The sequence below is a fragment of the Streptomyces sp. NBC_01450 genome (assembly GCF_036227505.1).
Taxonomy (GTDB): domain Bacteria; phylum Actinomycetota; class Actinomycetes; order Streptomycetales; family Streptomycetaceae; genus Streptomyces.
This window is the reverse complement of sequence record NZ_CP109480.1, coordinates 10451338-10475798: the sequence shown is the minus strand read 5'-3', so window position 1 is coordinate 10475798 and position 24461 is coordinate 10451338. Positions and strand designations below refer to the sequence as shown.

Below are 24461 nucleotides of genomic sequence, written 5' to 3'. Positions count from 1 at the left end.
ATCGCCGCTGGCCGCACGCATCGACCTCAAGATCAGTTACGGGGCAAGCCTTGGGCGCCCAGAGAGGAGCAGCAGACGGGCAGATCCATGGACCCACGAGGCGGCTCTGCTGTGACCGTCCAGACCCGCTGCTGGGTGCGACGGCCCTCGACGGCGCTGTGCGGACAGCGCAGAGACACCGCCCCGAGCAACACGGGCCCTGGAGCGAGCAACGGTCCGTACCCCGGCGAGGTGAGGACCGGCACCCGCGATGTGATCAGTGTTGGTGCCCGCTGGTGATCTCCTCGTACTCCTGCGCCGTCGGCTTGGTGATCTGCGTGCCTTCACCGTAGAGCCTCTGGCTGAGGCGGGCACGCAGACGCCAGGTAAGGCTGGAGTTGGTATCCGGTCCTCCCTCGATTCCCGTGGAGTCGGGACCGATCGGCTTGTATTGCTCATGCTGTGTGAGAACGTGCAGTTGTTCCTGCCCGAGTGGCTCGTGCACCTCGATGAACTCGCCGTTCGGCAAACGCTTGATAATGCCGGTCTCGCGACCGTGCAGCACTTTCTCGCGGTCTTGACGCTGGAGCCCGAGTGCGCACCGTTTCGCCACGACGTAGGCCAGGACAGGCACGATGAAGAGACCGATCCGAACTGCCCACGTCACCGACTCAACCGCGACGTGAAGACGAATGGCAATGATGTCGTTCGCGGCACCGATCAGGGCCACCAGATAGAAACTGATCCACGCGACGCCAAGTCCCGTTCGTACCGGGCGGTTGCGTGGTCTGTCGAGGAGATGCTGGTCACGATCGTCACCGGTCACCCAGGACTCGATGAACGGGTACGCGCCCATGGCAAGGAAGAGACCAACGCCCGCCACCAGCGGGATCAGGTTGTCAAGAGCCAGGGTGTGGCCCCAGAAGGCGATTTCCCAGCCAGGCATGACGCGCAGAAGTCCATCTGCCACGCCCATGTACCAGTCGGGCTGCGAGCCTGCCGAAACCTGGTCGGCACGGTGGGGGCCATACTGCCAGATGGGGTTGATCTGCACGGCGGAAGCGATGATGAGGATGCCGCCGGCAACCAGGAAGAAGAATCCTGCGGACTTCACGGCGCGCACCTGAAGCGGCAGGCCCACAACATTCTTGTTGCTGCGTCCCGGACCCGGATACTGTGTGTGCTTGTGGTAGAGGACCAACACCAGATGGGCGGCAAGCAGTCCCACCATGAGGGCGGGGATGAGCAGAACGTGGATTGCATTGAAGCGCGCCACCAGATCGTTCCCCGGAAACTCGCCTCCGAAAAGGAACATCGAGAGGTAGGTTCCGACGATCGGGATGGAAAGGATTGTTCCGTTCACGACCGCGAGTCCGGTCCCGGACAGGAGGTCATCCGGAAGGTCATATCCCGTCAGCCCTCCGAACATTCCCAACACCAGCAGCAGGAATCCGAAAATCCAGTTGAGCTCACGAGGCTTACGGAACGCGCCCGTAAAGAATACGCGCATCATGTGGACGAGTATGGCGGCGACAAAGACCAGGGCTGCCCAGTGGTGGATCTGCCGGACCAGCAGGCCACCACGCACATCAAAAGATATGTGCATAGTTGAGTCGAACGCCTCTGACACCATCTGGCCCTTCAGCGGCGCATAGCTGCCTTGATATGTCACTTCCTTCATCGACGGATGGAAGTACAGCGTCAGATACACACCTGTGACCACGATGATAATGAAGCTGTAGAGGCAGATCTCGCCCAGCATGAACGACCAGTGGTCAGGGAACGCTCTTCGCGCATTTGCCCTGACCCGGCTGTATACACCCAGGCGCCCATCGGCCCATTCTGCAACCTTTTCACCCTTGCTTTCTTGCCGCACTTCTTTTTCCTGACTCCCGTCACCCATGCCTCTACCACCATTCGTAAATCGTCAAAAAGGAAGTGCGTTAGATTTCGCAGATTTCACGTCTTCTGCGGCAGGGCCGGTTCCCACTGGTGGCGAATTAGAGACGGGCTGGGCATCGCGTTTGTTTCCGTCCGTTTTCACGCGGCCCGTCACGGTCGATATGCGCGACGTCCGCTTACGAAATGCCCGTCATCCAGCACCCGCCGGGCATCTCCTGGAACGGGCACATGGGGCAACGACGGGCCGCCCGTCATCGCCATAAGCTCCTGAGCCGCGGGCTCAAGAACGGCCATGCTCATCACTGCACTCCTAGCGTCGGCAGGCTCCTGGACTGCTTCCACCCATATGACCGGGCATGAGGCGTGGATGTGACACGCCGGTCGTGGCGCTGCCCGGCCGTTCCCCGGCAGGCTTCCTCACGGAGTCTGTGGCCGCAGGCCCGTTGAAGCTGTCTCGTTTCGAGGCCGGCACGGTACGGGTGCTGGGAACATCACGCAGCCGTTGCGACCGTGCCCTTGGCCCGGTAGGCCTGACGCCGCCTCATCGCGCGGCGTTCGCTCCCTGTCGTACCGCCCCAGACACCTTCCATCTCCCCCACCCGCACGGCCCAGTTGAGGCACTGCTCCACGACCGGGCAACGGCCACACACGGCCTTCGCTCCGTCAATCTGCTCAAGTGTCGGACCACTGTTTCCTATGGGGAAGAACAGATCAGGGTCTTCATGGAGGCAAGCTGCCCGTTCGCGCCAGTACACGGCGTAATCCGCTCGTTCGACAGTCATAGGACAGGAAACCTCCACAGTTCCGGGCGATTGCGAAATTCGGCAGGAAGCCCCGAGTTCGATCATGGTCTTTCGCGTCCGTAGAAGGAGTTGCCGGGGGCTGTCACGTGAGACCGGGTGACCGACGCATCTGTGACATACAGCCGCGCGGCGCGTGGCGCTGAAGGCGATGATCTGCACTGGGCCGAGTGGCCGGGACGCAGCCGCGGGGACGGACACGCTGGTGAGCCCTGCCTCTGCCGCCCCCCTGCCGGGATGCCCGAGAGATCGTGCGGGATCAGCGTCTCAGCGCACGCGGCGTAAGCGGGTGGTGCCCGAGTCCACATGATCGTGCGCGGAAGCCCATGTCACACGATCCATACATGCTCGGTCTAACGGGTTGAGCAGAGAAATGAAAGAGATGCGTCGTACGCAAGGACTCAGCCATTGGCTACTACAGCCCCCTTCTCGGGGTGCCGGAGTACGCATGGTGGCATCCTGCCGTCGCTACGCCGTTGTCGATCAAGCCCGCCTGAACTACGACGCGGTCGATATGTGCGGCCGTGTTGGTGCCGTGCGAGAGTGAGGATGCCGTATGGAGCATGGTGACGCGGTGCCGATCGCGGAGTTGCTTGAGGAGCGTCGGTATCTGCTGGATGTCGCCCGCTGGATGCTGGGCAGCGGCAGTGAGGCGGAGAGCGCTGTCGATGAGACCTACCAGCGGTGGTACGAGCTGGCCGAGGCGGCCCGTGAGCTGATCACGACGCCCCGGTCCTGGCTCGCGAAGGTGGTGGGTGGCATCTGTCTGAGCCGGCTCGCCCTGCCCGGCCGGGCTGATGACGCCGGCCGGACGGCGGGGGCCGCTGCAGGACCCCGGACGGCTGGACATCCTGTTTCCACGCCGGAGGAGGAGGCCAGCCGGGTTCTGCTGGATGCTCTGGACTCTCTGTCCCCGGCCGAGCGGGCGGCGTTCGTGCTCAACGATGTCTTCGGGATGGCACCCGATACGGTCGCCGACATCGTGGGACGCACCGAGCCGGAGGTCGCCGAACTCGCCGACCGGGCACGCCACTGTCTTCGGGCACAGCGTTCACGTCCCACCACGCCGCAGGAGCACGACGCCCTCGCCCGTGCCGTCCGTCAGGCCTGCCTGACCGAGGACGCCGACCTGCTGGCCTCACTGCTCTGCCCGGACGCCACGGCGTTCTTCGACGGCGGCGGCAAGGTCCGCGCGCTGGTCAGACCCGTACACGGCGGTGAACAGGTCGCACACAGCCTGCTCACACTCCTCGCCCGCCGCCCCCACACCACACTGACCACCCACTCCGTCAACGGCCGCACCGGCCTCGTCGCCCGCTACGGCCACCAGGTCGCCGCCGTCATCAGCCTCGACATCGCCGACCACCACATCACCCAGATCTGGGTCGTCCTCAACCCCGACAAACTCCGCTCCTGGAACCAACCCCCACCCCCAAACCCGGCATGGCCCGATCACACCAACGCCGACCGAAACAGGGTGACGGCCAGTACAGGAGGCCGTGACTTCCCAGCAACTGTTCCGCAATGACCGCCTCATCACACCATCGCAGTCACAGAGCATCTGCCGGGGACTGAGCTACCGCGAAGCGGGAGCGCGAATCAAAGAACGCGGCGATCTTGCTCGGGTTGAACACCCACATCAGCTTGTAGATGCCTTCCTTCGAAGCGGCTATCGTCACGAACGCGGCAGGATCGCCGTCTCGGTAGATCATCATGCCTGTACGGCCGTTGGCGTCGACCAATCTGGGGTCCGCTTCCCGCCAGAACCTCGGAGTGGCGGTCGCCAGGTTGGCCACGCGTGCACGGCCCAGGACGGGTATACGAGCGGCACCCCGGATACCGTTGCCATCGGACAGACTGACGGCATCCGGGGCGAGGAGGGCTTCCAGTGAGGCCACATCCCCCGTTCGGGCCGCTGAGACGAAGGCGTGCAGAAGACGTCGGTGCTCTGCCGTGTCCACGCTCTCCCGCTGCTCGGCCGACAGGTGCTTGCGAGCCCGGCTTACGATCTTCCGCACGTTGACGACGCTGAGTTGAAGGATTTCAGCGATCTCGGGATAGCCGTAGTCGAACGCTTCGCGCAGTACGTATGCGGCACGCTCAGTGGGACTCAACTTCTCCAAGACCAGCAGCAGAGCCAGCTCCAGAGCCTCCGCACGTTGCGCGCCCACCTCCGGGTCCGAGCTCGTGTCGATGGGCTCAGGCAGCCACGGTCCGACGTAGGTTTCCCGACGCACCCGCGCTGACTGCGCGACGTTGATGGCCAAGCGGGTCGTCGTACTCGAGAGGAAGGCCACCGGGCTGATCACCACGGAGCGGTCGGTCTTCTGCCAGCGCAACCACACTTCCTGGACCACGTCTTCGGCCTCGACCACACTGCCCAGCACGCGGTAGGCGATTCCGAAAAGACGTGTCCGGTGCTGCACAAATACAGCGACCGCCTCTTCAAGAGTGCTTGTCGTGGGGCACAGCTCGGAATGCATACTCCTGTGGTCTCCGTTCCTCCGGTTGCGGGTGCCTCATGACGTGCCCACGCGGCGACCTAGTGGGCACGGACGGCTCCGACAACCGGTCCCAGGACTTGTTTCTGGGTGCTGCGGCGCTGCCGGGTGATATGCGCTGCACGGCTTGTTCGGGTGCTGCGACTGTGGTCACTGATAGTCACGCCTGCTCCAATCGCCTCTGCTCCATAGACCGGGATCGACCCGTTCCTGTGACAGAACTGGGGCAGTCGGGTGCTGCCGACCGTCACCAAGACGGCAGACATCCAGAAACACAGTGTTTTCCTGGGCTCATCGCCGGCTCATCGAGTCAAAACATACCTTCAGGCAAAAGGTTCATACAGGGAGCAATCCGCACATAATGCCGACCCGCGACCGTGGAATCGTTCCCAATGGCGTCATTAAAGCACTGCCACGTTGTTGGTCATTGGTTGGGTCGGTCTACGTCCGGACCAGGGCGGATGCCTGTAACACGGTGCAATCACACCATGGGCTCCAGCCCGCCGGAACGACAAAGCGGCACACGGCCGGACGAACGCGGAAACGGCGCCGCCCGAAGGAACGGCGCCGCCCGCGGGGGCCGCTGTGCCTGATCTACCTATCGGCCCAAGACGCTCGGTCAGACGGTCAGTCTGCCGTGGTCACGTCGGACTCGTACACCAGCCCGACTCGATGGTTGTACTGAATGGTGTACATCTTCTTGCCACCGGTCACGACACTGCCGCTGGAGGGGAAGTAGTCGTCGGTGGCCGCAGGGGCACTGGTCGCGACGTACGCCTGACCAGCGGGAACGGTGTAGAAACTCAACGGAGCCTGAGTGGAGGGCGAAAGCCCGGTGGGATATTCGTCCTTGTCCGGGTAGCTGCTGCCGTACACCGCCGAGGACGAGGCCCCCGCAGCCTTGACCACGGTCACACCATAAGCAGGGGTCGTGTTGCATCCCTTCGGGTTGTGGAACCACACCTTGGTACCGCTGAACCAAATGGCTGTCCAGTCACCCTGGCGGCCCGCGACGACGAACTGTTGCCCTGCCTGCGCGGTGCTGCCCCAGTCGTTGACCCGGTTGGTGCCGACACCGTCCGTGTGAATGGCCTGGTCACCGAAGAGCGGGGCGGTGCTGCTGGGTGCTGTGCGCAGGTAGACGAAGTTCGACGGCTGGCGCCGGTCGGTGCATTCGGGCGTGGCACCCGTCGGATCGTCAGATGGACAGACCTGCACAGTCTGCTGGTTCCGGGCGAAGCCGGGGGTGATGGTGACCGCCGACCCGATCGGTCCTACGCCGTGAGCGCCACGCACGGGAGCATGGAGGAGACCCATGTAGCGCTCCCAGTCCCAGGACGGGCCCGGATCCCAGTGCATGGCGGAGACGAGTGAAGACGTCGGTCCAGCGACGTTGTCGTGCCCGATGATGTGCTGCCGATCCAGCGGAATGTCGAAGCGGTCGGCCAGGTATGCGACGAGTTCAGCGCTGCTCTCGTACTCGGTCTGGGTGTACCAAGTGCCCCCAGACGCGGCGTAGCCCTCATGCTCGATACCGATCGAGTGCATGTTGGTCGAGTAGTTGCCCGCGTGGAAGGAGAGGTCCTTGGTGGGCACCATTTGGGTCACGGCACCGTCGGACGACCGGATCACGTAGTGCGCCGAACCGCCGCCGGGCGTCTGGAAGGTGTTGATGGCCGACTCGTAGGACGATTCGGTGTCATGGATGACAATGGAATCGATCCGGATGTTGTTGGCGGGCCGGTTGGACACCTGCCCGTTGGCAGAGGCAGCTGGAATGAAGGTGCAGTCAAGCGTCGGCGGGCACTCGGTCTCCGCGGCGGACGTCGCCTTCAGGTGAAGCCCGGCCAGCTGACTCGTGGCCGGCCGCACATCCGCAACGGCGTTCAGCCGGACTCGCTGCCCGTCCTGGGTCGTCTCGCCGACACCCTTCTTGACCGTCGCGAAGACGCGGTCGGTGAACACCTTTGCCCCGCGCTCCTGCTTGGAGCCGCTGTAGCGGGCAACCGCGGCATACCACTGGCCTGGATCGGCCGGGGTGCGACCGGTCGTGGCCTTCGCGTAGGAGGCCAGCAGAGCGGCACCGCCGCGTATGTTGGCGACCTCATCGTCGCGCAGCTTCTCGGCGGGAAGGCCGGTCAGCTTCGCCGCCGCCTGGAGGGTGTGCAGGGAGGGGTCGGCGGCCATCTCCTTCACATCTCCGCGGCCGGCCGCTCCCGCGTCACCACCGGCCATCATCTCGGGGGTCACGTCCGTCAGATGCATCGGACCGTAGCCGCCGCTGGTGCTGTGTTCGCCGGGGTGCGCTTCCCAGGCCGACTCGTGGTAGGCCACACCTAGAAGGACCGACAGGGGAACGTCGTACTCGGCTGCGGCGTGCTCGAACGCCTGCTGGCGGTCGGCAGTCTGCCCGTCCGTTTCGGAGGCTTGGGCCAGCAGCGGAACGGCGGTGATACTCGCTGCCGCCAGCACACCTGCCGTGATCATGAGTGGCAGCCGCCATCGCGGCTTGCGCTTGTGCACTGCAATACCTTGCTTTCACATGATGGTGATGAGCTCTGAGCAGCCGCTGGATTCGCCATGGCACCGCTGGGGGCGAACTAAGCGCCAGAGCCCTGCTGTTGGAGGCCAGCATTGCACTGTACATGATGAGAAGCGTCGCCCGTCCTGCGCGGACACATCACACTTTTTTCGGGGCCGCACGGCTCGAATTCTCGACGCTGGACAGCTCGGGGAAACCCTGCGAGGCGTACCTTCGTCACACAGCATTCACATTGAAACAAAGTCATGTCAGGGAAAGTAGAGTGCGAATCAGCCATGTCCGGAAGGTTCTCCGACTCCTGGCCGACGCCCGTTCAGATGCACGTCCGCTCGTTGTTTCCGCTACCAGGGGCCGTCAGGACGGGACGTCGGGTTTGGGGGTGGGGGTTGGTTCCAGGAGCGGAGTTTGTCGGGGTTGAGGACGACCCAGATCTGGGTGATGTGGTGGTCGGCGATGTCGAGGCTGATGACGGCGGCGACCTGGTGGCCGTAGCGGGCGACGAGGCCGGTGCGGCCGTTGACGGAGTGGGTGGTCAGTGTGGTGTGGGGGCGGCGGGCGAGGAGTGTGAGCAGGCTGTGTGCGACCTGTTCACCGCCGTGTACGGGTCTGACCAGCGCGCGGACCTTGCCGCCGCCGTCGAAGAACGCCGTGGCGTCCGGGCAGAGCAGTGAGGCCAGCAGGTCGGCGTCCTCGGTCAGGCAGGCCTGACGGACGGCACGGGCGAGGGCGTCGTGCTCCTGCGGCGTGGTGGGACGTGAACGCTGTGCCCGAAGACAGTGGCGTGCCCGGTCGGCGAGTTCGGCGACCTCCGGCTCGGTGCGTCCCACGATGTCGGCGACCGTATCGGGTGCCATCCCGAAGACATCGTTGAGCACGAACGCCGCCCGCTCGGCCGGGGACAGAGAGTCCAGAGCATCCAGCAGAACCCGGCTGGCCTCCTCCTCCGGCGTGGAAACAGGATGTCCAGCCGTCCGGGGTCCTGCAGCGGCCCCCGCCGTCCGGCCGGCGTCATCAGCCCGGCCGGGCAGGGCGAGCCGGCTCAGACAGATGCCACCCACCACCTTCGCGAGCCAGGACCGGGGCGTCGTGATCAGCTCACGGGCCGCCTCGGCCAGCTCGTACCACCGCTGGTAGGTCTCATCGACAGCGCTCTCCGCCTCACTGCCGCTGCCCAGCATCCAGCGGGCGACATCCAGCAGATACCGACGCTCCTCAAGCAACTCCGCGATCGGCACCGCGTCACCATGCTCCATACGGCATCCTCACTCTCGCACGGCACCAACACGGCCACCGCAGCAGTCATCCAGGCGACGGGTCCGTGCACGATGGGACATCAGCGTTCCCCCTTCGGCCCACGCGTGTAGCTCGGCAATACGTCCGGCGTCAGCGGACGCCGTAACAGTTCCCCCATTTCGGCCTCCGGACACCGAAGCCCGGCCCGGGTCTACGGGCACGGGGTTGACGGTTTGAACGGTGTGATGCGCACGTGGCGGCCACCGGAGCCGCAGGAGCGCAGCGCCACGAAGGAGGTAGACAATTGTCAAGTCCTCGGTCAGTCGGAGCGCTCCTGGACGAAGCGCCGGCATGTCGTCCGCGGGCACGCAGAAGGGTGAGCTGGTCGTGTATCCGCTCGGGCGGCGCTCCCGCCCCGCTGAGCGGGAGTGTTCGGCAATGAAGGACTTCACGCACCGCTCTCCCTCCTTCTGTCGGCTCGACAGCTAGACCGGAGGCAGGCAGATGTTGTGACACCATCGCATCTCATTGCTGGGACCGCGGAGCACCGCAGTCGTCCTGCTGCTCAGGGGCGGGAGACCAGGGTGCCTGTTGATGTGGCCGTGACCATGGCACGTGTGCTCCTCCCGTGACAGGCGGGCAGGCGTTCACCGCGCGTCCATCACCTTGGCCGCACGGCTGGCGACCAGTCACGAAAGGCTGCGGACAGGTCGGCGTCGTCGTAGAACAACTCGCCACGGGAAACACCCCTTCCTCCCCAATGGCGAACCTCTGCCCATTCCCGGCAAGCCCGCGGCGACGCCCAGCCTGGTCCTGAAGGAGGAAGGAAGCCCGAACGAGGTAGTGCCAGCCGACGTTCGCGTGTGACGGCGACTCCGGTGGTCGCGCGCGGACGCCACAGCGCGCTTGCTGATCAGTACTCGTCGGGTCCGCACAGAGCCCTGAACGCACAATGGCCGGTGCGGCAAGCAGCCATCTGCTGTTGTAGCTCGGGCTGCTCGGAACCTGGGGCCGGTCGAGGTCTAGGCATCAGTCAAGTGACTATGACGTTCACGGCGAACGGTGCCTGACCGCCGCCGCACGACCTCCGAGTGCATGACGCGCTCGTCAGGAGCCGAGCCGGATTACGTCATCAACTCGCCGCCATCCCGAACAAGGCGGCGAACCCACGCGGCCGTGTCACGCCCGATCCGTCCGGAAGGTGCTCGAAGGGCACTGCTCAAGGCTTTCTCCTACCTCTGGCCATGCCCCATGCGCAAGGCGCAGTCGGATGACCGATGTTTGGGCTCGGGGCGCCAATAGATGCTGGTTCCCGTCCACTCAGGTCACTACGCAGCGGCAGATACGCAGGGATCTCGCTCCCGAGGGCGGTATACGTAGCTTTACCAGCACTGCGCATTCCGCTTCTTCGACTATTGCTGCCTGGGTGAGTTTTCTGGACGAGAACTACAGCAAAGAGACGTGGATCAAGGAGACCTTATGCATTCCACGAAGATGCCTGCCGCCAATACGCTGGAGGATGCGGCGTCCGCTTTCGTTGCATTCCGCCCAAGGCTCTTTCGTATTGCGCACCGCATACTGGGGAGCGCGACCGAGGCCGAGGACGTCGTGCAGGACACATGGCTGCGCTGGCAGAACACAGACCGTGCACGGGTGCTGGATCCACCGGCCTTTCTTGCGCGGACCACAGCCCGTCTGGCCCTCAATGTGGCCCAGTCCGCCCGTTCACGTCGTGAGGCTGGCGCCAGCCCCTGGCTGGCTGAGGCGATCGACACCGGACCGGACCCGGTCACCCGAGTTGAGCGAGCAGAGGCAGTGGAACTGGCCCTCCGCCTGCTCCTCGAGAAGTTGGACCCCACGGAACGGGCTGCTTACTTGCTCCGCGTGGCGTTCGAGTACCCCTACAGTCTGATCGCCGACAATCTCCAGCTCAGTCAGGTCAACACCCGCCAGATCGTCAGCCGAGCCGGCAAACGTCTTTTCACTGGACGACGCAGACCAGTAAGCCCGGCGGAGCACCAGCGACTTCTGGACGCGTTCGTCGCCGCAGCGCAGTCAGGCGATCTCACCGGCCTGGAGAATGTGCTGGCTGTCGACACTGGCCGGGATCAAATCCGTGCTGTGAAGCGGAGTACCTACACTCGGCAGCACACTCGCCACAACATGAAACTGGCCTGCGTTCAACCCTAGTGCTGAATTCCTCTTTCGCTGGGTATACGTCGCTGCGGAGTTGGGCTACTGCCAGAAATCGGTCGGCTGCTGGCTGGCACCGCTTCAACCGCTCAGGCCTGCGGGGACTGGATGACCTGGACGGGCAGGTACGCAAACGGCGGATCACCGAGGAGGAACGGATCCGGGCAGACGTGCACCGCCAACCCGCCGACTACGGCACCGATATGTGTACACCGTTTGAGGAATCCAGCAGTGGCTACTTGCCCCTGAAGCAGTCGGGCCTCCTGCTGGGGCGACTTGCTGAGCCGAAGCACGGTCGGCTGGTGCGCCGGATCAAGGCAGTCGGCGCCGTCGGGCGGACCCGGTTCCGAGACGGCTGACATACCTGGTCAGTGAGCTCGCCGACTCGGTGGCGGGCACCACGCGCCTGCTGGAGCAGACCGCGTTACGGCTGGCGGGAACCTGGCCGATGCCCCGCAGTTGGTGCCTTCGGTCGAGTGGGTGACGGCGCTGATCGGCCGGGTGACGGGAGCCGTGGTCGCTGACCGTGGCCCCCGACACCGCGGCAAGCAACCAGGCGCTCATCGAGCTGGGGGTCCAGCAAGTCGGGCTCCAACGCAACAGAACTCCGGGAAAGGCTCGCCAAGTGCACGAACGTAGCCGCCCGTTCCAGCGGATGCGTAACTGGAGAGTCGGTGTCAAAGCCCGGATAAGTCACCTCAGCGTGGCTTCGGCTTCCGCCGGGCATCGCTGACCCTTCTGACCTGGACCGTTCCTGTGGGCACCAAACAACTCATGGAGTTGCGACGCTCCGCGATCACTGAGGAGACCTGTGCCCGCGCTGCCATCGTGGCTGGCCGAACCGCTCTGGGACCAATTCGCGACCCTGCTGCCCGAGCCGCCGGTGTACCACCCGAACCATCCGCTCGGCTGCCACCGCATAGCGACCCCGACCGGCTGAAGGCCGCCCTCTCCCGGGTGTACAGCGCGAGCCTGGCTGAGGATACCGACCACGCCGTGCTGGACGTTGCCGGTGACGGCGGAGACAAGCAGACCCTCGCCGAAGTCTTCGACTGGGCAGGACACGCCGACCAGGTGCTCGTCACCGCGGGCGGCATCAGCGGCACCGACCCCCTGACCGGGCTGTCGGCCGACGACATCCGCACGACTGTCGACTTCCGCCTCCAGGCGCCCGTCGTCGCCGCCCGCGCGCCGGCCCCCGAGGTCCCCACCGTGCCTCTCCGCGCGACCATTAAGTCGTTTTACTGATGGTGCAGTCGCCTCTAGCGTGTATGGGGTCGTGCCTGACGGGATTAGCATGTGGCATGAAGTGACCTATTAGCGGAGGAACCTTCACATACTGAGCCCGATGAAAGACTTCGTCCCAGGGCTGCGCGACCGCGGGCCCATGGCGCCGCGGCGATCGACACCAACGGGGACTTCGCGGTGCCTAAATACCCCGATACATTCCTGTGCCGGTGATTCCCGCGGCGGTCGGTGAAACGGGCGATCGCGGGGGCTGCGGCGGGCATTGATAGCGTCGGCGTGTGCCGTGCCGCTCGGTACGGTGTGCCGCTCAACCGAGAGAGACATGATGTCCCCGACGATTCGAAGGGCCGTGATCCCCGCCGCCGGACTCGGCTCCCGCCTGTTGCCCCTGACGAAGGCGACACCGAAGGAGATGCTCCCGGTCGGCGACAAGCCGGTCATCGAGCACACGGTGCGCGAGCTGGTCGATTCCGGTATCACCGACATCACCATCGTCGTCTCCGGCGGCAAGAGCCTCATCCAGGACCACTTTCGCCCCAACCCGGCCCTCGTCGAACAACTTCGCGCAGACGGCAAGACAGCCTACGCGGACGCGGTTGAGGAGGTCACCGAGCTGGCCCGCCAGGGCCACATCACCTATCTCGACCAGTACGGCCCGTACGGCAATGGCACCCCGGTGCTGAACGCTGCCCGTGCCTTCGGCGACGAGCCGGTGCTGGTTCTGTGGCCCGACGACGTCTTCGTGGCCGAGGTCCCCCGCGCCCAGCAACTGATCCGCGCGTATGAGCAGACCGGCTGCCCGGTGCTGGCCCTCATGCCGATGGACCCCACCCACTCCCAGCGCTATGGCGTGCCCATAGTCAAAGAAGACCTCGGAGACGGCCAACTACGCATCACCGGCCTGGTCGAAAAGCCCGAGCCCACTGCCGCCCCGTCGTCATACGCGGCCATCGGCGGCTACGTTGTCACCCCCGGCATCATCGACGAACTGCGCGAGCAGACGCGCCGCTGGTACGAGCACAAGACCGGCGAGGTCTACCTGACCCACGCCATCAACGCATACGCCTCCACCCGCGCGGTGTACGGGCAGGTCATCCAGGGCCGCTGGTACGACACCGGTAACCCGGCCGACTACCTGGTCGCGCAAATGGCGTTCGCCCTCGCTCATCCCGAGTACGGCCCCGTCCTACGCGGCCTCGTCGCTGAACTCGACGTCGACCGTACTGCCGCCATCCAGGCGGAAACCAACATCTGACCAGCCGCTTTCCGTCCTGGGCCCGCCCGCAGCGAGCGGGCCCAGGACAGGGAGCACCTCGTGATACCCCAACGCGTCGTCGCACCCGTCATCGATCAGCACGACACGTGGCTTGGCGGAAGAGCGACTTTGGGCCGTGCGCGGTTACTCACCGATCAGGTAGCACCACAGGGGACGCTCCTCGTCCTGCTCATTGACCGGGCATCCCAAGGCCCGCTCGTTCCACAAGAGTTGGGGATGGCGGCAGGGAACGAGTCGGATTCGCTCCCTGGCGCCGTGGCCTGTAGAGCAGTGGATCCCCGGTCAGCGAAACCGGGGATCCTGCGCCGACGACGCCGCGGCGGAGACGCCCGGCAAGGTCGGCTTCGCACCAAGCGTTCCGAACCCTGGGCTGGGCGCTCTGGTCGGGCCTCATGGCTACGGGTCGTCTGTCGCCACGGTCGCGCTGTGGTAGGCGCGGATGAGCGCGATCACAGTGTCGGTGGTGCGCTCGAGGTAGCTACGGCCGTCGGGCGGCTGAGGCGTCGGGCTGATGTAGCTGCGCGTCCCGAGGTGGGTGGCCGGGTCGAGCCGATGCACGGTGATCTTCCCGGCGCGGCGGGCCCGGTTCCATCCGCTACCGCGCAACAGCCGCCAGCGCTGAGGGAAGATCCAGGTCCCGAGCCGCTCAATTCGGTCGCTCGCGCTGGTGAGCCGATGCACGTGTTCGGCATGGGTGAGATCGTTGGCGCCGTTGTGGAAGCCACCGAGCGTGATCAGCAGGAGCGGGGAGCGTAGCTGGGTGTGCAGTTCCTCGACCGCGCCGGTGGCGACCTGGGCGCCGCCGCTGTAGCTGAGCAGCACCACGGGGATACCGCTGTCGGCCTCGTAGCCGGCCAGCCGGAGCTGAGTGGCGATCTGGGAGCCGACGGCCCGGTTGTACAAGGGGCGGTACCGGTGGTCGGCGGCGACGAAGATCTGCATGACATTGTGCAGGAACAACAGCAGCCCGATGCGGCGACGCAGCCGCGCCCACACCGGCCGATCAGCAAGCGGGTCGGCCAGCGGCGAGTAGGGCTGCACCTGACCCAGTACCCGCAGCTCCGGCGCCCCGGCGATCACGGCCTTGACCAGCTGGCCGCCGTCCCGGGTGTCGCGGACACGGCGTTTCCCAATGCCGTCCAGGTAGACCAGGTAGGCATCCGGAGGACTGTCAGGGTCGGCACCCCGGGCGTAGGGCACACCCTCCGGAAGCTCGGTGGTAGGGGCCCGCCAGCCGGCGCTGTAGGCCAGCACCTCGTAACGGGCCACCAGAGCTTCGGCGAGCAGGACCGGACCGAGCACCAGGACAATGAGCGGGAACCAGGTCACGTCAGCAGCTCCCGCGCCCCGCTGGCACTGACCTTCACGAGCAGGTTCCGAACAACTTCGACGGCACCGGCAAGCCCGACTCCTGCTACGGCCACGCAGCCCGCGGCAGCCCACCAGCCCAGATCCGTCATCTCGGACAGTGGGGTGACGAGGCCGGCTCCGACCCCCACGATGAGCAGCAGGTGCAGCAGGGGCCCGAGCATCGGGAATGCGAGGACAGCGGCGAGAACCAGCGGGGCCACCATGCCGGGTGTCCAGGTCAGCTCGGCGGGTGACGATGGAGCGGACAGCGCCAGCTCGGCAACGGCCGATGCGGTCCGTGGCCACAGCGCGATCACAGCGGCCTCGACCATGGCACCGGTCAGCAGTAGCCCGACGGCCACAATGGGCCGAGACGCGCTGTACCGGGTGGCTACCATGGGCAGGATCCGTCCGGCGGATTCAGACAGCCCGGCGAGCAGCACCAGGACGACAACAGCGGACGACATCAGTCAGCGCTCCTGTGGGGAATCCGACGGTGTCGGTCGGCCGACCCGGCCGACCCGGAGCAGGTAGCGCTCGAGTTCGTCGGCGGCGCGCATATAGCCGCCGGCCTCGCGCTGGGCGACCTGCAAGGTGGCAGCCGCGTCCCGGAAGCCTGGTTCTTCGAGCAGGCGTCGGGCCAGTACGTTCACGGGTCCCGGGGCGGCGTCCTCTGTACGGATCGACAGGCCGACGCCGAGCTCGACAACCCGCCGGGCCACCAGCGGTTGATCTGCGCCCTGCGGGACCACCAGCATCGGCACCCCGGCATGCATGGCCTCGTTGACGCTGTTCATCCCGCCATGGGTGACGAACAGCGCGGCGCGGGCCAGCACCTCCGGTTGCGGCACGAAGCGGCGGGCGAGCACGTTGGCCGGCAACGGCCCCAGGGCGGCGGGATCGGTCTGCCCGGTGGCGACGATCACGGTACCGCCCAGCGGGGCGAGCGCGGTGACGAAGCTGCGCAGTAGCCGCGGGTGGGCGTTGAACACCGTGCCCAGCGAGGCGTACAGCACCGGGGCTTGCAGTCGATCGGTCGGGAACGACGGGTCGTGTGGACGGGCGCCAAGGCTTGGGCCGACGAACTGGTACGACTGGTCGAAGGTGTCGACGGCGACTTGGAACGCGCGCGAGGTGAAGACCAGGTTGAGCGGCTGGCGTACGTTGGTCAGGTCGACCAGGGGCAACCCGCGGGTGCTGTAGCGGCGGTACAGCTCCCACCGCGACCGCACGTAGCTCTGGACATTGCGGGGCCGGGTCGCCGCCGTGGCCAGCAGTTCCCGCGAGACGCGGCTGAGGCTGGGCACATGCCTGTTGAACGCAAACGTGGTGAACAACGCCGCTGCCGGTACCTCGAGTTCGCGGGCGGCGACTGCGCCCCAGGGGCAGGCGGCGCCGTGGACGATCAGGTCGGGCCGGAGGCGACGCAGATCGGAAAGCACGGCAGGCAGCAGACCCACGGCGGTGCCCGCGAGTCCGTCCAGCATCGTGAGCGGCATCGGCGGATCGGGGAGCGGTTGGTCACCCCCGGGGTAGAGGCACACGGTCGCACCGGTGGCCTCGATCTCCTCCGCGAACGCGGGCGAGGTGTAATACGTGACGGAGTGGCCACGCCGAACAAGCTCGGCTATGACCGGCAGCGTCGGATTGACGTGCCCGTGCATGGCGATGTTGAGGAACGCGATGCTGCTCACCGGCCGACCCCCGATACGGAAGTAGTCCGTGCCTTGTCCGAGCCCGCCGGTGTCGCCGGTGTCGCCGGTGGATCGTCGACCCGATACAGGCCCGGCCCACTGATGCGCAGCCCGTCGAGAAAGCGCCCCGCCGCGAGGGACGCGGTGGTGATCAGCCGCTGGGAATCGCCGAAGTCCCACGGGGCCGGCCAGTTCTCGATGCCGGTCGGCAGCACGACGGTCGGAATGTGCTGGGACACCTCGTGCAGATCACGCTCGATCTGATGGTGCATCAACAGCAGCCCGGCCCTGGCGGCGATCGCACTGGCACGTCGGCGCGGGATGGTCGGGCGCAATGGCGAACTCTCCGGCCCGGTCGACAGCACCACCACGCTGGCCGCTCCGGCCTGGAGGGCCGCCAGTACCGGGACATAGGCGATCACCCCGCCGTCGACGAGCGTCCGGCCCTCACGCTCCACCGGGGGCAGGATCCCGGGAATGGCTGCGCTGGCCAGCAGCGCGGACTCGAGGTCACCGTGGTCGAGCAGCGCCGGAGCACCGGTGCCCAGGTCCATGGCCACCGCGGTGAACGGGACCGCCAACTGCTCGATCCGCGACGGCAGCCCAGCCCGGGCGATCAGCCGACGCAAGCCGCGATCGGTGAAGAGGCTGCCCCGTGAGGACAGGTGGCCGAGCGAAAACACCTCACGGCGACGCAACTGGGTCCACACGTGGTCCAGCCACGGCGCGGCCCCGTCGGGGTGGGCGGCCCCGATCGCCCCGATGAGGGCGCCCACCGAGGTTCCGATGATCATGTCCGGGACGAATCCGCGCTGCTCCAGCGCGTACCCGACACCAACATGCGCCGCTCCGAGCACGCCACCGGCGCCCACCACCACGGCAACGGGACGAGGCAGGGTGCGCAAGACCGTCGACGTCGGGTCCCCGGGCGGCTCGATCGATGACAGCGGACGCGTCTCCTTGTCGCCCGCCATGGTTCGACGCCTCTTATGGCCACGACGACTCGCCAAGCCGGTCCTGTTGAAGCCAAAATGTCCCAACAAGACTGATCTCCGGCGACAAGTAACCTTCATGATCCGCCTTTCTCCCCACGGCACCGAATCGGATCGGTTCCCCAACAACGACCGGGAGGCCACCCTGTCTGTGACACCGTGAGGGTGAACAAGTCGGTGAACAGTTCGGCGGCGGATGGGTCGTTGGAGCACGGGTCCATGAACCCGCGCCACGGGTCGAACAGCAACGCCAATGGCTTCGACCCGAGCCCTCGTCGCACGGCGTAAAGCCGCCGCCGACACATCAGCCTTCACCACGCACGGCCAGCGGACCGTCAACGAAGCCCACACCCGCCGATACCCGCACACCCGCGACCGACCAGTACTTGACTGTTGGGGGCGCTTCCCCTGATGGGGCAGGGGCGGTGGCTCCGAATTGGCTCTGCCGGTCCGCAACGCAGGCCGCCGCCCTCGGGGCGAAGGCAACGAGCGGCCGATGAGACGCACACCACGCCCGGCTTCCTGTCACACTTAGTCCGCTATCCCGGTCAGTAGTGCGTACCCCGACATGGATAGGAGATCATCGTGGAATCGCGTCTCAACTACTTCGGCAACCCCCTCGCCGGGAAGGTGATGAGGCACATCAACTCGGCCGGCAAGGCGGTTTCGGACTCAACGCTGCCAGCCGTTGTACAGGAGCTGGTGAAGATTCGCGCGAGCCAGATCAACGGCTGTGGCTTCTGCACCGACATGCACACCAAGGACGCCACCGTGGCGGGCGAGTCCCCGCAGCGCCTCAACCTGGTCGCGGCCTGGCGTGAGGCCACGGTCTTCACCGAGGCCGAGCGCGCCGCACTGGAACTGACCGAACAGGGCACCCGCATCGCCGACGCAGCCGGTGGTGTCACGGACGCGGTCTGGGCGAACGCCGCCAAGCACTTCGACGAGGAGCAGCTGGTCGCGCTGATCTCCCTCATCGCCGTCATCAACGCCTACAACCGCATCAACGTCATCAACCAGCAGCCCGCCGGGGACTACCAGCCCGGCCAGTTCGGCTGACCGGCGCCTGTCCCGGCCGGACACGTACAGTCCGTCTCCACGCCGCCCCGACCTGCAGCGGGAGACGGACCACCGGTGTCAACCGGTCCCACTCAACCATGGCTTCGCCGCCTCGGCCGCCTCGCCGCCCAGGATCACCATTGGTCGGCCAGGGCAGGCCGTAGACACGCCTTCTCTGGTCGAATTGGGCATGTCGCGGCCCAGTCACCGCATGCACTCAGCCATCGCCGTCCCACCTTTACCAACGGGCTCCTCGCCGCCCTTGTGCTTGCTCGCTTGCTGCAGACACTCAGTCGTCCAGTCGCCAGGTGCGGTTTCAAGGATGTACCCGGACGGCGACCTCATTCGGTCCGGCTACACCGCGCCAGACGCGGCAGTTCGGTACCCGTGCCCGCCGACAAGAAACCCGGCCATCTCGTACCGGCTTCCCGGGCAGCCCCTGGTGATCCCATCTGCACGCCAGGCGGAAGTCCTCACACTGGACGCACTCGGACTTTCGCCCCGTGCGGCGAGAGTACGTGCCAGGCGTCGCCCAGCAGACGAGTATGTGACGACAGGTCCCAGGCCTGACCTAGGGCAGCGGCTGTCTGCTCACTCAGCAATACGATGTCATCGCGGCGCACCACCGTGGCCTTTCCACGGATGTGGCAATCATCCTCTCCGAGTGTTGGCTGCTGCAGCACGGTGGCTTCGGCACCCTGCGAAGGCGCGCATGGGAATCCGATCGATTTGCCGAGTCGAGCCGATGCTCGGCCGTAGCCGGTTCCTCGCAAGCCCCGGACATCTTCCCGCTTGCCGCCCACGGTCTGTCCCCATGACTTACGGCAGCATCCTGCCGCGACCGCGGCCATGTCCATCTGTCCGGACATAGCTGAAACCTCTCCCTCGAAAGGGCTTCTTTCTCATGCACCGCCATTCGCGTTACCGACGTATTCGCATCCCTCTGACCCTCATGGCCACGGCAACGGTCGCCGCCGCCCTGTTCGCTACGTCGGTCGGTCCGGCGAGCGCCGCGAAGACCACTTCCTCGCAGGAGCACAAGCCCACCGTGGTACTCGTCCACGGCGCGTTCGCCGACGCCTCCAGCTGGAACGGCGTCATCAAGAGGCTGAAGGAGGACGGCTACTCGGTAGTGGCCGTGGCGAATCCGCTGCGCTCGCTGAGCGGCGACGCCGCCTACGTCAAGGAGGTCCTGGCCGGCATCGACGGGCCGGTGGTTCTTGTCGGGCACTCCTACGGCGGAGCGGTGATCAGCAACGCCGCCTACGGCTCCGCCAACGTCAAGGCACTGGTGTACGCCTCCGCTTTCCTCCCTGACAAGGGCGAGAGCGCCAATGAACTGGCAAGCAAGTTCGGCAGCACGATCGGCGAGGCTCTGCGCCCGGTCCCGATCACCAAGCCTGACGGCTCCCAGGACGTCGACCTGTACATCGACCAGTCCAAGTTCCACCACCAGTTCGCCGCGGATGTCCCCGCGAGCATCGCTGACACCATGGCGGTCACCCAGCGTCCCGCGACCGGCACCGCTCTCAATGAAGGTGCTTCCGAGCCCGCCTGGAGGACCATCCCGTCCTGGGACCTGGTGGCCACCAATGACCAGATAATCCCCTGGAAGCTTCAGAGTTACATGGCCAAGCGCGCCAACACCCACACTACGGAGGTCAAGTCCTCCCACGCGGTGACCGTGTCCCACCCGGGCGCCGTCACCCGCGTCATCGAGGAAGCGGCGCGAACGGTCAGCTGACCGACGCACTCCACGGGTGGGGCGGCCAGTTGTGCCGCCCCACCCGTTCGTCGTCAGCTCGAAACCGGTGGATCGCTATGAGGGTCTCGAAAGATCAGCACGCCGAGTACGTGCGCGTCAGCCAGCGTGGCGGCCCCGCTGCGCCCGCCACGATCTCCGGTGCCCCGTACACCGGGGTATGCACCGGCGCGGATTCGACTGCCGATACGAGACCGAGATTGTCCACGTCGATGAGCCGGATCTCTTGCTGCCCGGGGTCGACGGAAACCAGAACGTGGGCGGTCGTGGCCGTCTGGACGACAAGGTCCTCGTCGCCGGCACCGAGTAGGCGGGGACGGTTGCCCATGAGCTGGATATGGGGCGCGGGTGATCGGGACCTGCTCGGCCGGACTGATCGGGCCCACCTGCGGGACTGCGGGGCGACGTAAGCGAGGAGCCGGAGGCCACGGCCCGAGGCGGCTTGGGTCGCAACAGGCTGGAGGGGGTGGCCATGTCCAGGGCCTGGTGGGCGCACTCGTCATTATGGGCATGAACCCAGGGTCGATGGCGCCCTGGGCGGCCGATAGATCAGCGAACGGCCCGCAGCCGTCCTGGCGTTCGCGGCGCAGGGTGCGAGGGAAGCGTTAGATCTTGCCGGTCGTGGTGGGCGAGCACGGCTTGATCCGCCGGCCGGTGATGCCGTTCTCACGGCAGACGCGTTCGAAGAGCACTTCGGCGTGAATCGGCTTGGTGCAGCGGCCGGTGAACTGCTTGCCGTGGTCGGTCAGCACTGCGGAGGGGCTCCCGTGGGTACGCATGGCCGCGGTGAACGCCTCACAGACCGCGCGTACGGAGGGGACGGCGAGTACCGCTGCTACGACCAGGAAACGGGAGTGGTCGTCGATGCCGGTCAGCATCCTGCTCTCGCGCCCGTCAGCGAGATAGATCCCGCCGACCAGGTCCAGTTGCCACAGGTGCATCGGCGCCGCACGTTGTCATCGCTCGTACTTGCGGGCGTGCCGCTGTTCCTGCAAAACGATCAAGCTGTTACGGGTGAGTAGCGGGTGGCCGGCGGCTTTGGACGGCACCGGCGTCACGCCCCGGACCTCGATCCCGTAGGAGATCCTCCGGGCGTCCCAGCGCGGGTGAGCCCTGCGCAACTCACAGACCAGGACTTCGACTTCGGCTGTTGGCCGATGCGGACTGCTGTGCGGGCGCCGGGACACGTCATCGTGCCCGCCACCCCGCCTCATACCTGCGACGCCCGCCGTGCACCGCCTGACGGGAAACCCCGTACCGAACCGCGACATCCGTGATCGGCGAACCGGTCAGCACCTCCCGCACCGCCCGGAACCGCTGCTCGGCCGACCACGCGCGGATGTCCCGAGCGCAAGACGTCAACGTTCTCGTGGGACCTCACAGAACCCGCCCCACCTGATGAATTTCGTGATCGCTCACACAGCGCAATTCCAGCCCGGATGGCGTCCCGCCAAGTGGTGTAAGCGATCTAGGCAGCAAGCGCGTCGGCTCCGGCCCGGCGAGCCGCGCGAAGCCGTCCAGCCGTGTGGCCGGCGGAGCTGGTCTCCAGCTCGCCAGCCACACGTCGGAGCCCGGGACCCTGATCTGGGATGCTGTTGGTTAATTCGGGCCTGTGCGTGACGTCGGCCTTCAAGACCCGGTTGTGGTCTTGAAGGCCGACGTTGTCGTATGGGGTGGGTGCGGATGTCGATGCAGCCGAAGGGGTCTGGGGAGATCCCGGCGGAGACGGTGCGGGTGGCGCGGGCCGCGTTCCCAAAAGGGAGCCTGGCGATCCGGGTGCGGGACGAACTGGGGTCGTTGTTCAGCGACGAGCAGTTCGCCGGCCTGTTTCCTGCGCGGGGAAACCGGCTTGGTCACCGGGGCGACTGGCGATGGTGCTGGTGTTGCAGTTCGTGGAGGCGCTGACCGACCGGCAGGCCGCGGAGGCGGTGAGGGCTCGTATCGACTGGAAGTACGCGCTCGGGCTGGAGTTGGCCGATGCCGGATTCGACTACTCGGTGCTCTCGGAGTTCCGGGACCGGCTCGTCGGAGCCGACGGCGGCCGGGAGATCCTGGACACGGTCCTGGCGGCCGCCCGGCGACAGGGACTGATCACCGCCCGGGGCCGGGCACGGACCGACTCCACCCACGTGCTGTCCGCGGTGCGCGAGCTGAACCAGCTGGAACTGGTCGCGGAAACCCTGCGCTCCGCGCTGAATGCCGTAGCTCTGGCCGAGCCGGGCCGGCTGAGCGCGTGCGCCCGGCCGGAATGGTTCAAGCACTACGCCACCCGGGCCGAGGACTCCCGTTTCCCCAAGGACCGGTCTCGCCGGGACCAGACGTATCGGCGGGTCGGCGACGACGGCATGCACCTGCTGCGGAACGTCTGGGCCCAGGACGCGCCACCGGGCCTGCGGGAACTGCCGGAAGTCGAGGTGCTGCGGCAGGTGTGGGTGCAGTACTTCCACCTGGTTGACGGGGAGGTGGCCCGCCGGGACCCAAAAGACCGGCCACCGGGCCTGATGCGCCTGGTGACCCCCTATGACCTGGAAGTTCGCACCGGCGGAAAGCGCGACATCAACTGGGACGGTTACAAGGTCCACCTCACCGAGACGTGTGAGGACGACACCCCGCATCTGGTCACGGGCGTGGTGACCACCCTGGGCAGTGTCTCTGACGACCGGATGGCCGCCCCGGTCCACGCAGAACTCGCCCGGCGGGATCTGCTGCCGGGCGAGCACTGGGTGGATACCGGCTATGCCAACGGTGGCGCCTTGGTGACGGCCGGCCGTGACCATCGGGTCGACCTGCACGGACCGCTGAAAGCGGTGACCGTGCCGCACGCCCGCGGCGATGCCGCCTTCGGCCAGGACGCGTTCACCATCGACTGGGACAACCAGCACGTGACCTGCCCGAACGGCGTTGTCAGTACGCAATGGGCCCAGCGCAACTCCGAGGAGGGACTGCCGACCATCCGGGTCCGGTTCTCTCCGGCCGACTGCGGCACCTGTCCCCAGCTGCGGGAATGCGTCAACTCCGCCAAGCCTCGGCGGCGGGAGATCAACCTCCGACCCCGCGACGAATATGAAGCACTCCAGCAGGCGCGAAAGCTCCAGGCGACCGACGGGTGGAAGGACCGCTATAAGATCCGTGCCGGCGTTGAAGGCACCATCTCCCAAGCAGTGAACGCCTGCGGCCTGCGCAGAACCCGCTACCGCGGCCTGGCGAAGACCAGTCTCCAGCACCAGCTCACCGGCGCCGCCGTCAACCTCATCCGCATCAATGCCTGGCTCACCGGCACACCAAGAGCCCGCACCCGCACCAGCCCCCTGACAGCACTCCGCCCCGCCGCATAACGACGGGGCGAAGCAACCAGGCCCGAATTAACCAACAGCATCCCAGATCAGGGCCCCGGGCTCCGTCTCTCCGTATCGAGCACGCGGGTCAGCCTGCGGAGGGCCGCGGGGCGCGCAGGTGGGCCCGATCCTTCAGTTCTTCCTCGTCGACCAGCGTGAGCATCGGCTGGCCTGGCGCGCACATCATGAACACGATGTACTTGGCCGGCGCGTCCGACAGGGCATTGCCGTTCTGGTAGTGGATCACGTCACCGCCCGGCTCCCAGAATGTGTCACCGGCCTTGAGCACGCGCTCCGGCTCACCCTCGAGCTCCCACCGGAGCTCGCCCTCGATCACGTAGCCGAAACACGGCCCCGAGTGGCGGTGCGGAGGCGTCCCCGGGTCACCGGGAGCCCACTCGACGAGTACGGTCATTCCCGAAGCACCCTCGGGAATGAACGGCGGCTTGACGTCCGCCAGCATCTTGGGTCCGAACCCGTCCGCTGAGTCCATCTCGTGCACTTTGCTACACCTCCATGGGCTTGCCCGGAACGGACGACTCTCGTCGGCCGCCGCCCCCTGGGCCGGTATACCGACCTCTCGTTCACGGTGACT

At 66.4% G+C, this 24461-nt stretch carries 18 protein-coding genes and 3 pseudogenes; 9 read left to right on the top strand and 12 right to left on the bottom strand.

Features of this window, described 5'->3' with window-relative positions; translation table 11 throughout:
• Positions 1-256: 256 nt before the first annotated feature.
• Together qcrB and OG568_RS46765 are read right to left on the bottom strand one after the other, a co-directional pair.
• Positions 257-1882, bottom strand: coding sequence for a cytochrome bc1 complex cytochrome b subunit (qcrB, locus tag OG568_RS46770; protein ID WP_329536016.1), 1626 nt, complete (start codon positions 1880-1882; stop codon positions 257-259).
• A gap of 490 nt (positions 1883-2372) precedes the next feature.
• Complete coding sequence (locus OG568_RS46765; protein ID WP_329536015.1) at positions 2373-2663, bottom strand: WhiB family transcriptional regulator; 291 nt, start codon at positions 2661-2663, stop codon at positions 2373-2375.
• A 574-nt stretch (positions 2664-3237) separates the two neighbouring features.
• Here OG568_RS46765 and OG568_RS46760 point away from each other — a divergent pair.
• Complete coding sequence (locus OG568_RS46760) at positions 3238-4209, top strand: RNA polymerase subunit sigma (protein WP_329536014.1); 972 nt, start codon at positions 3238-3240, stop codon at positions 4207-4209.
• Between the two features lie 22 nt (positions 4210-4231).
• Here the strand turns inward: OG568_RS46760 and OG568_RS46755 are convergent, their stop codons facing one another.
• The 3 genes from OG568_RS46755 to OG568_RS46745 all read right to left on the bottom strand — a co-directional run bounded on the left by OG568_RS46755 (position 4232) and on the right by OG568_RS46745 (position 8977).
• Complete coding sequence (locus OG568_RS46755) at positions 4232-5164, bottom strand: RNA polymerase sigma-70 factor (RefSeq protein ID WP_329536013.1); 933 nt, start codon at positions 5162-5164, stop codon at positions 4232-4234.
• A 645-nt stretch (positions 5165-5809) separates the two neighbouring features.
• Positions 5810-7705, bottom strand: a complete 1896-nt coding sequence (locus OG568_RS46750) for an N-acetylmuramoyl-L-alanine amidase (protein WP_443077831.1) — start codon at positions 7703-7705, stop codon at positions 5810-5812.
• A 360-nt stretch (positions 7706-8065) separates the two neighbouring features.
• Positions 8066-8977 carry a sigma factor-like helix-turn-helix DNA-binding protein gene (locus tag OG568_RS46745; protein ID WP_329536012.1) on the bottom strand — a complete coding sequence of 304 codons (912 nt, stop codon included), beginning with the start codon at positions 8975-8977 and terminating at the stop codon, positions 8066-8068.
• 1459 nt (positions 8978-10436) lie between these two features.
• On the opposite strand from OG568_RS46745, the gene OG568_RS46740 reads away from it, so the two are divergent.
• From OG568_RS46740 to OG568_RS46720, 5 genes and pseudogenes are all read left to right on the top strand, one after another.
• Positions 10437-11147 carry a sigma-70 family RNA polymerase sigma factor gene (locus OG568_RS46740; RefSeq protein WP_329536011.1) on the top strand — a complete coding sequence of 237 codons (711 nt, stop codon included), beginning with the start codon at positions 10437-10439 and terminating at the stop codon, positions 11145-11147.
• Between the two features lie 286 nt (positions 11148-11433).
• Positions 11434-11897, top strand: a pseudogene (locus OG568_RS46735) (ISNCY family transposase); the annotation flags it as partial.
• 64 nt (positions 11898-11961) lie between these two features.
• Positions 11962-12069, top strand: a pseudogene (locus tag OG568_RS46730) (IS5/IS1182 family transposase); the annotation flags it as partial.
• Positions 12070-12146: 77 nt separating this feature from the next.
• Positions 12147-12398 (top strand): hypothetical protein, encoded by a 252-nt coding sequence (locus OG568_RS46725; protein WP_329536010.1) that lies wholly within the window; start codon positions 12147-12149, stop codon positions 12396-12398.
• 325 nt (positions 12399-12723) lie between these two features.
• Positions 12724-13653 carry a UTP--glucose-1-phosphate uridylyltransferase gene (locus OG568_RS46720; RefSeq protein ID WP_329536637.1) on the top strand — a complete coding sequence of 310 codons (930 nt, stop codon included), beginning with the start codon at positions 12724-12726 and terminating at the stop codon, positions 13651-13653.
• A gap of 417 nt (positions 13654-14070) precedes the next feature.
• On the opposite strand, the gene OG568_RS46715 is transcribed toward OG568_RS46720, so the two are convergent.
• From OG568_RS46715 to OG568_RS46700, 4 genes are read right to left on the bottom strand one after another with little or no spacing between them, the layout of a single operon-like run.
• On the bottom strand, positions 14071-15003 hold the full coding sequence (locus tag OG568_RS46715; protein WP_329536009.1) for a hypothetical protein: 933 nt from the start codon (positions 15001-15003) through the stop codon (positions 14071-14073).
• The gene (locus OG568_RS46710; RefSeq protein WP_329536008.1) at positions 15000-15491 is read right to left on the bottom strand and encodes a hypothetical protein; all 492 of its coding nucleotides are present in this window, start codon (positions 15489-15491) and stop codon (positions 15000-15002) included. The genes OG568_RS46715 and OG568_RS46710 overlap by 4 nt, the downstream gene beginning before the upstream one ends.
• A 3-nt stretch (positions 15492-15494) precedes the next feature.
• The gene (locus tag OG568_RS46705) at positions 15495-16718 is read right to left on the bottom strand and encodes a macrolide family glycosyltransferase (RefSeq protein WP_329536007.1); all 1224 of its coding nucleotides are present in this window, start codon (positions 16716-16718) and stop codon (positions 15495-15497) included.
• Complete coding sequence (locus OG568_RS46700) at positions 16715-17692, bottom strand: patatin-like phospholipase family protein (RefSeq protein WP_329536006.1); 978 nt, start codon at positions 17690-17692, stop codon at positions 16715-16717. The genes OG568_RS46705 and OG568_RS46700 overlap by 4 nt, the downstream gene beginning before the upstream one ends.
• A 603-nt stretch (positions 17693-18295) precedes the next feature.
• Between OG568_RS46700 and OG568_RS46695 the strand changes: the two genes are divergently transcribed.
• Positions 18296-18769, top strand: coding sequence for a carboxymuconolactone decarboxylase family protein (locus tag OG568_RS46695; protein ID WP_329536005.1), 474 nt, complete (start codon positions 18296-18298; stop codon positions 18767-18769).
• Between the two features lie 904 nt (positions 18770-19673).
• On the top strand, positions 19674-20513 hold the full coding sequence (locus tag OG568_RS46690; protein ID WP_329536004.1) for an alpha/beta fold hydrolase: 840 nt from the start codon (positions 19674-19676) through the stop codon (positions 20511-20513).
• 94 nt (positions 20514-20607) lie between these two features.
• Here the strand turns inward: OG568_RS46690 and OG568_RS46685 are convergent, their stop codons facing one another.
• Positions 20608-20859: a hypothetical protein gene (locus tag OG568_RS46685; RefSeq protein WP_329536003.1), complete on the bottom strand. Its 252-nt coding sequence runs from the start codon at positions 20857-20859 to the stop codon at positions 20608-20610.
• Positions 20860-21136: 277 nt separating this feature from the next.
• Positions 21137-21472, bottom strand: a complete 336-nt coding sequence (locus OG568_RS46680) for a DDE-type integrase/transposase/recombinase (protein ID WP_329536002.1) — start codon at positions 21470-21472, stop codon at positions 21137-21139.
• Positions 21473-22214: 742 nt separating this feature from the next.
• Between OG568_RS46680 and OG568_RS46670 the strand changes: the two are divergent.
• Positions 22215-23866 (top strand): annotated as a pseudogene (locus tag OG568_RS46670) (IS1182 family transposase).
• Positions 23867-23954: 88 nt separating this feature from the next.
• Here OG568_RS46670 and OG568_RS46665 read toward each other — a convergent pair.
• The gene (locus tag OG568_RS46665) at positions 23955-24359 is read right to left on the bottom strand and encodes a cupin domain-containing protein (RefSeq protein ID WP_329536000.1); all 405 of its coding nucleotides are present in this window, start codon (positions 24357-24359) and stop codon (positions 23955-23957) included.
• Positions 24360-24461 lie beyond the last annotated feature (102 nt).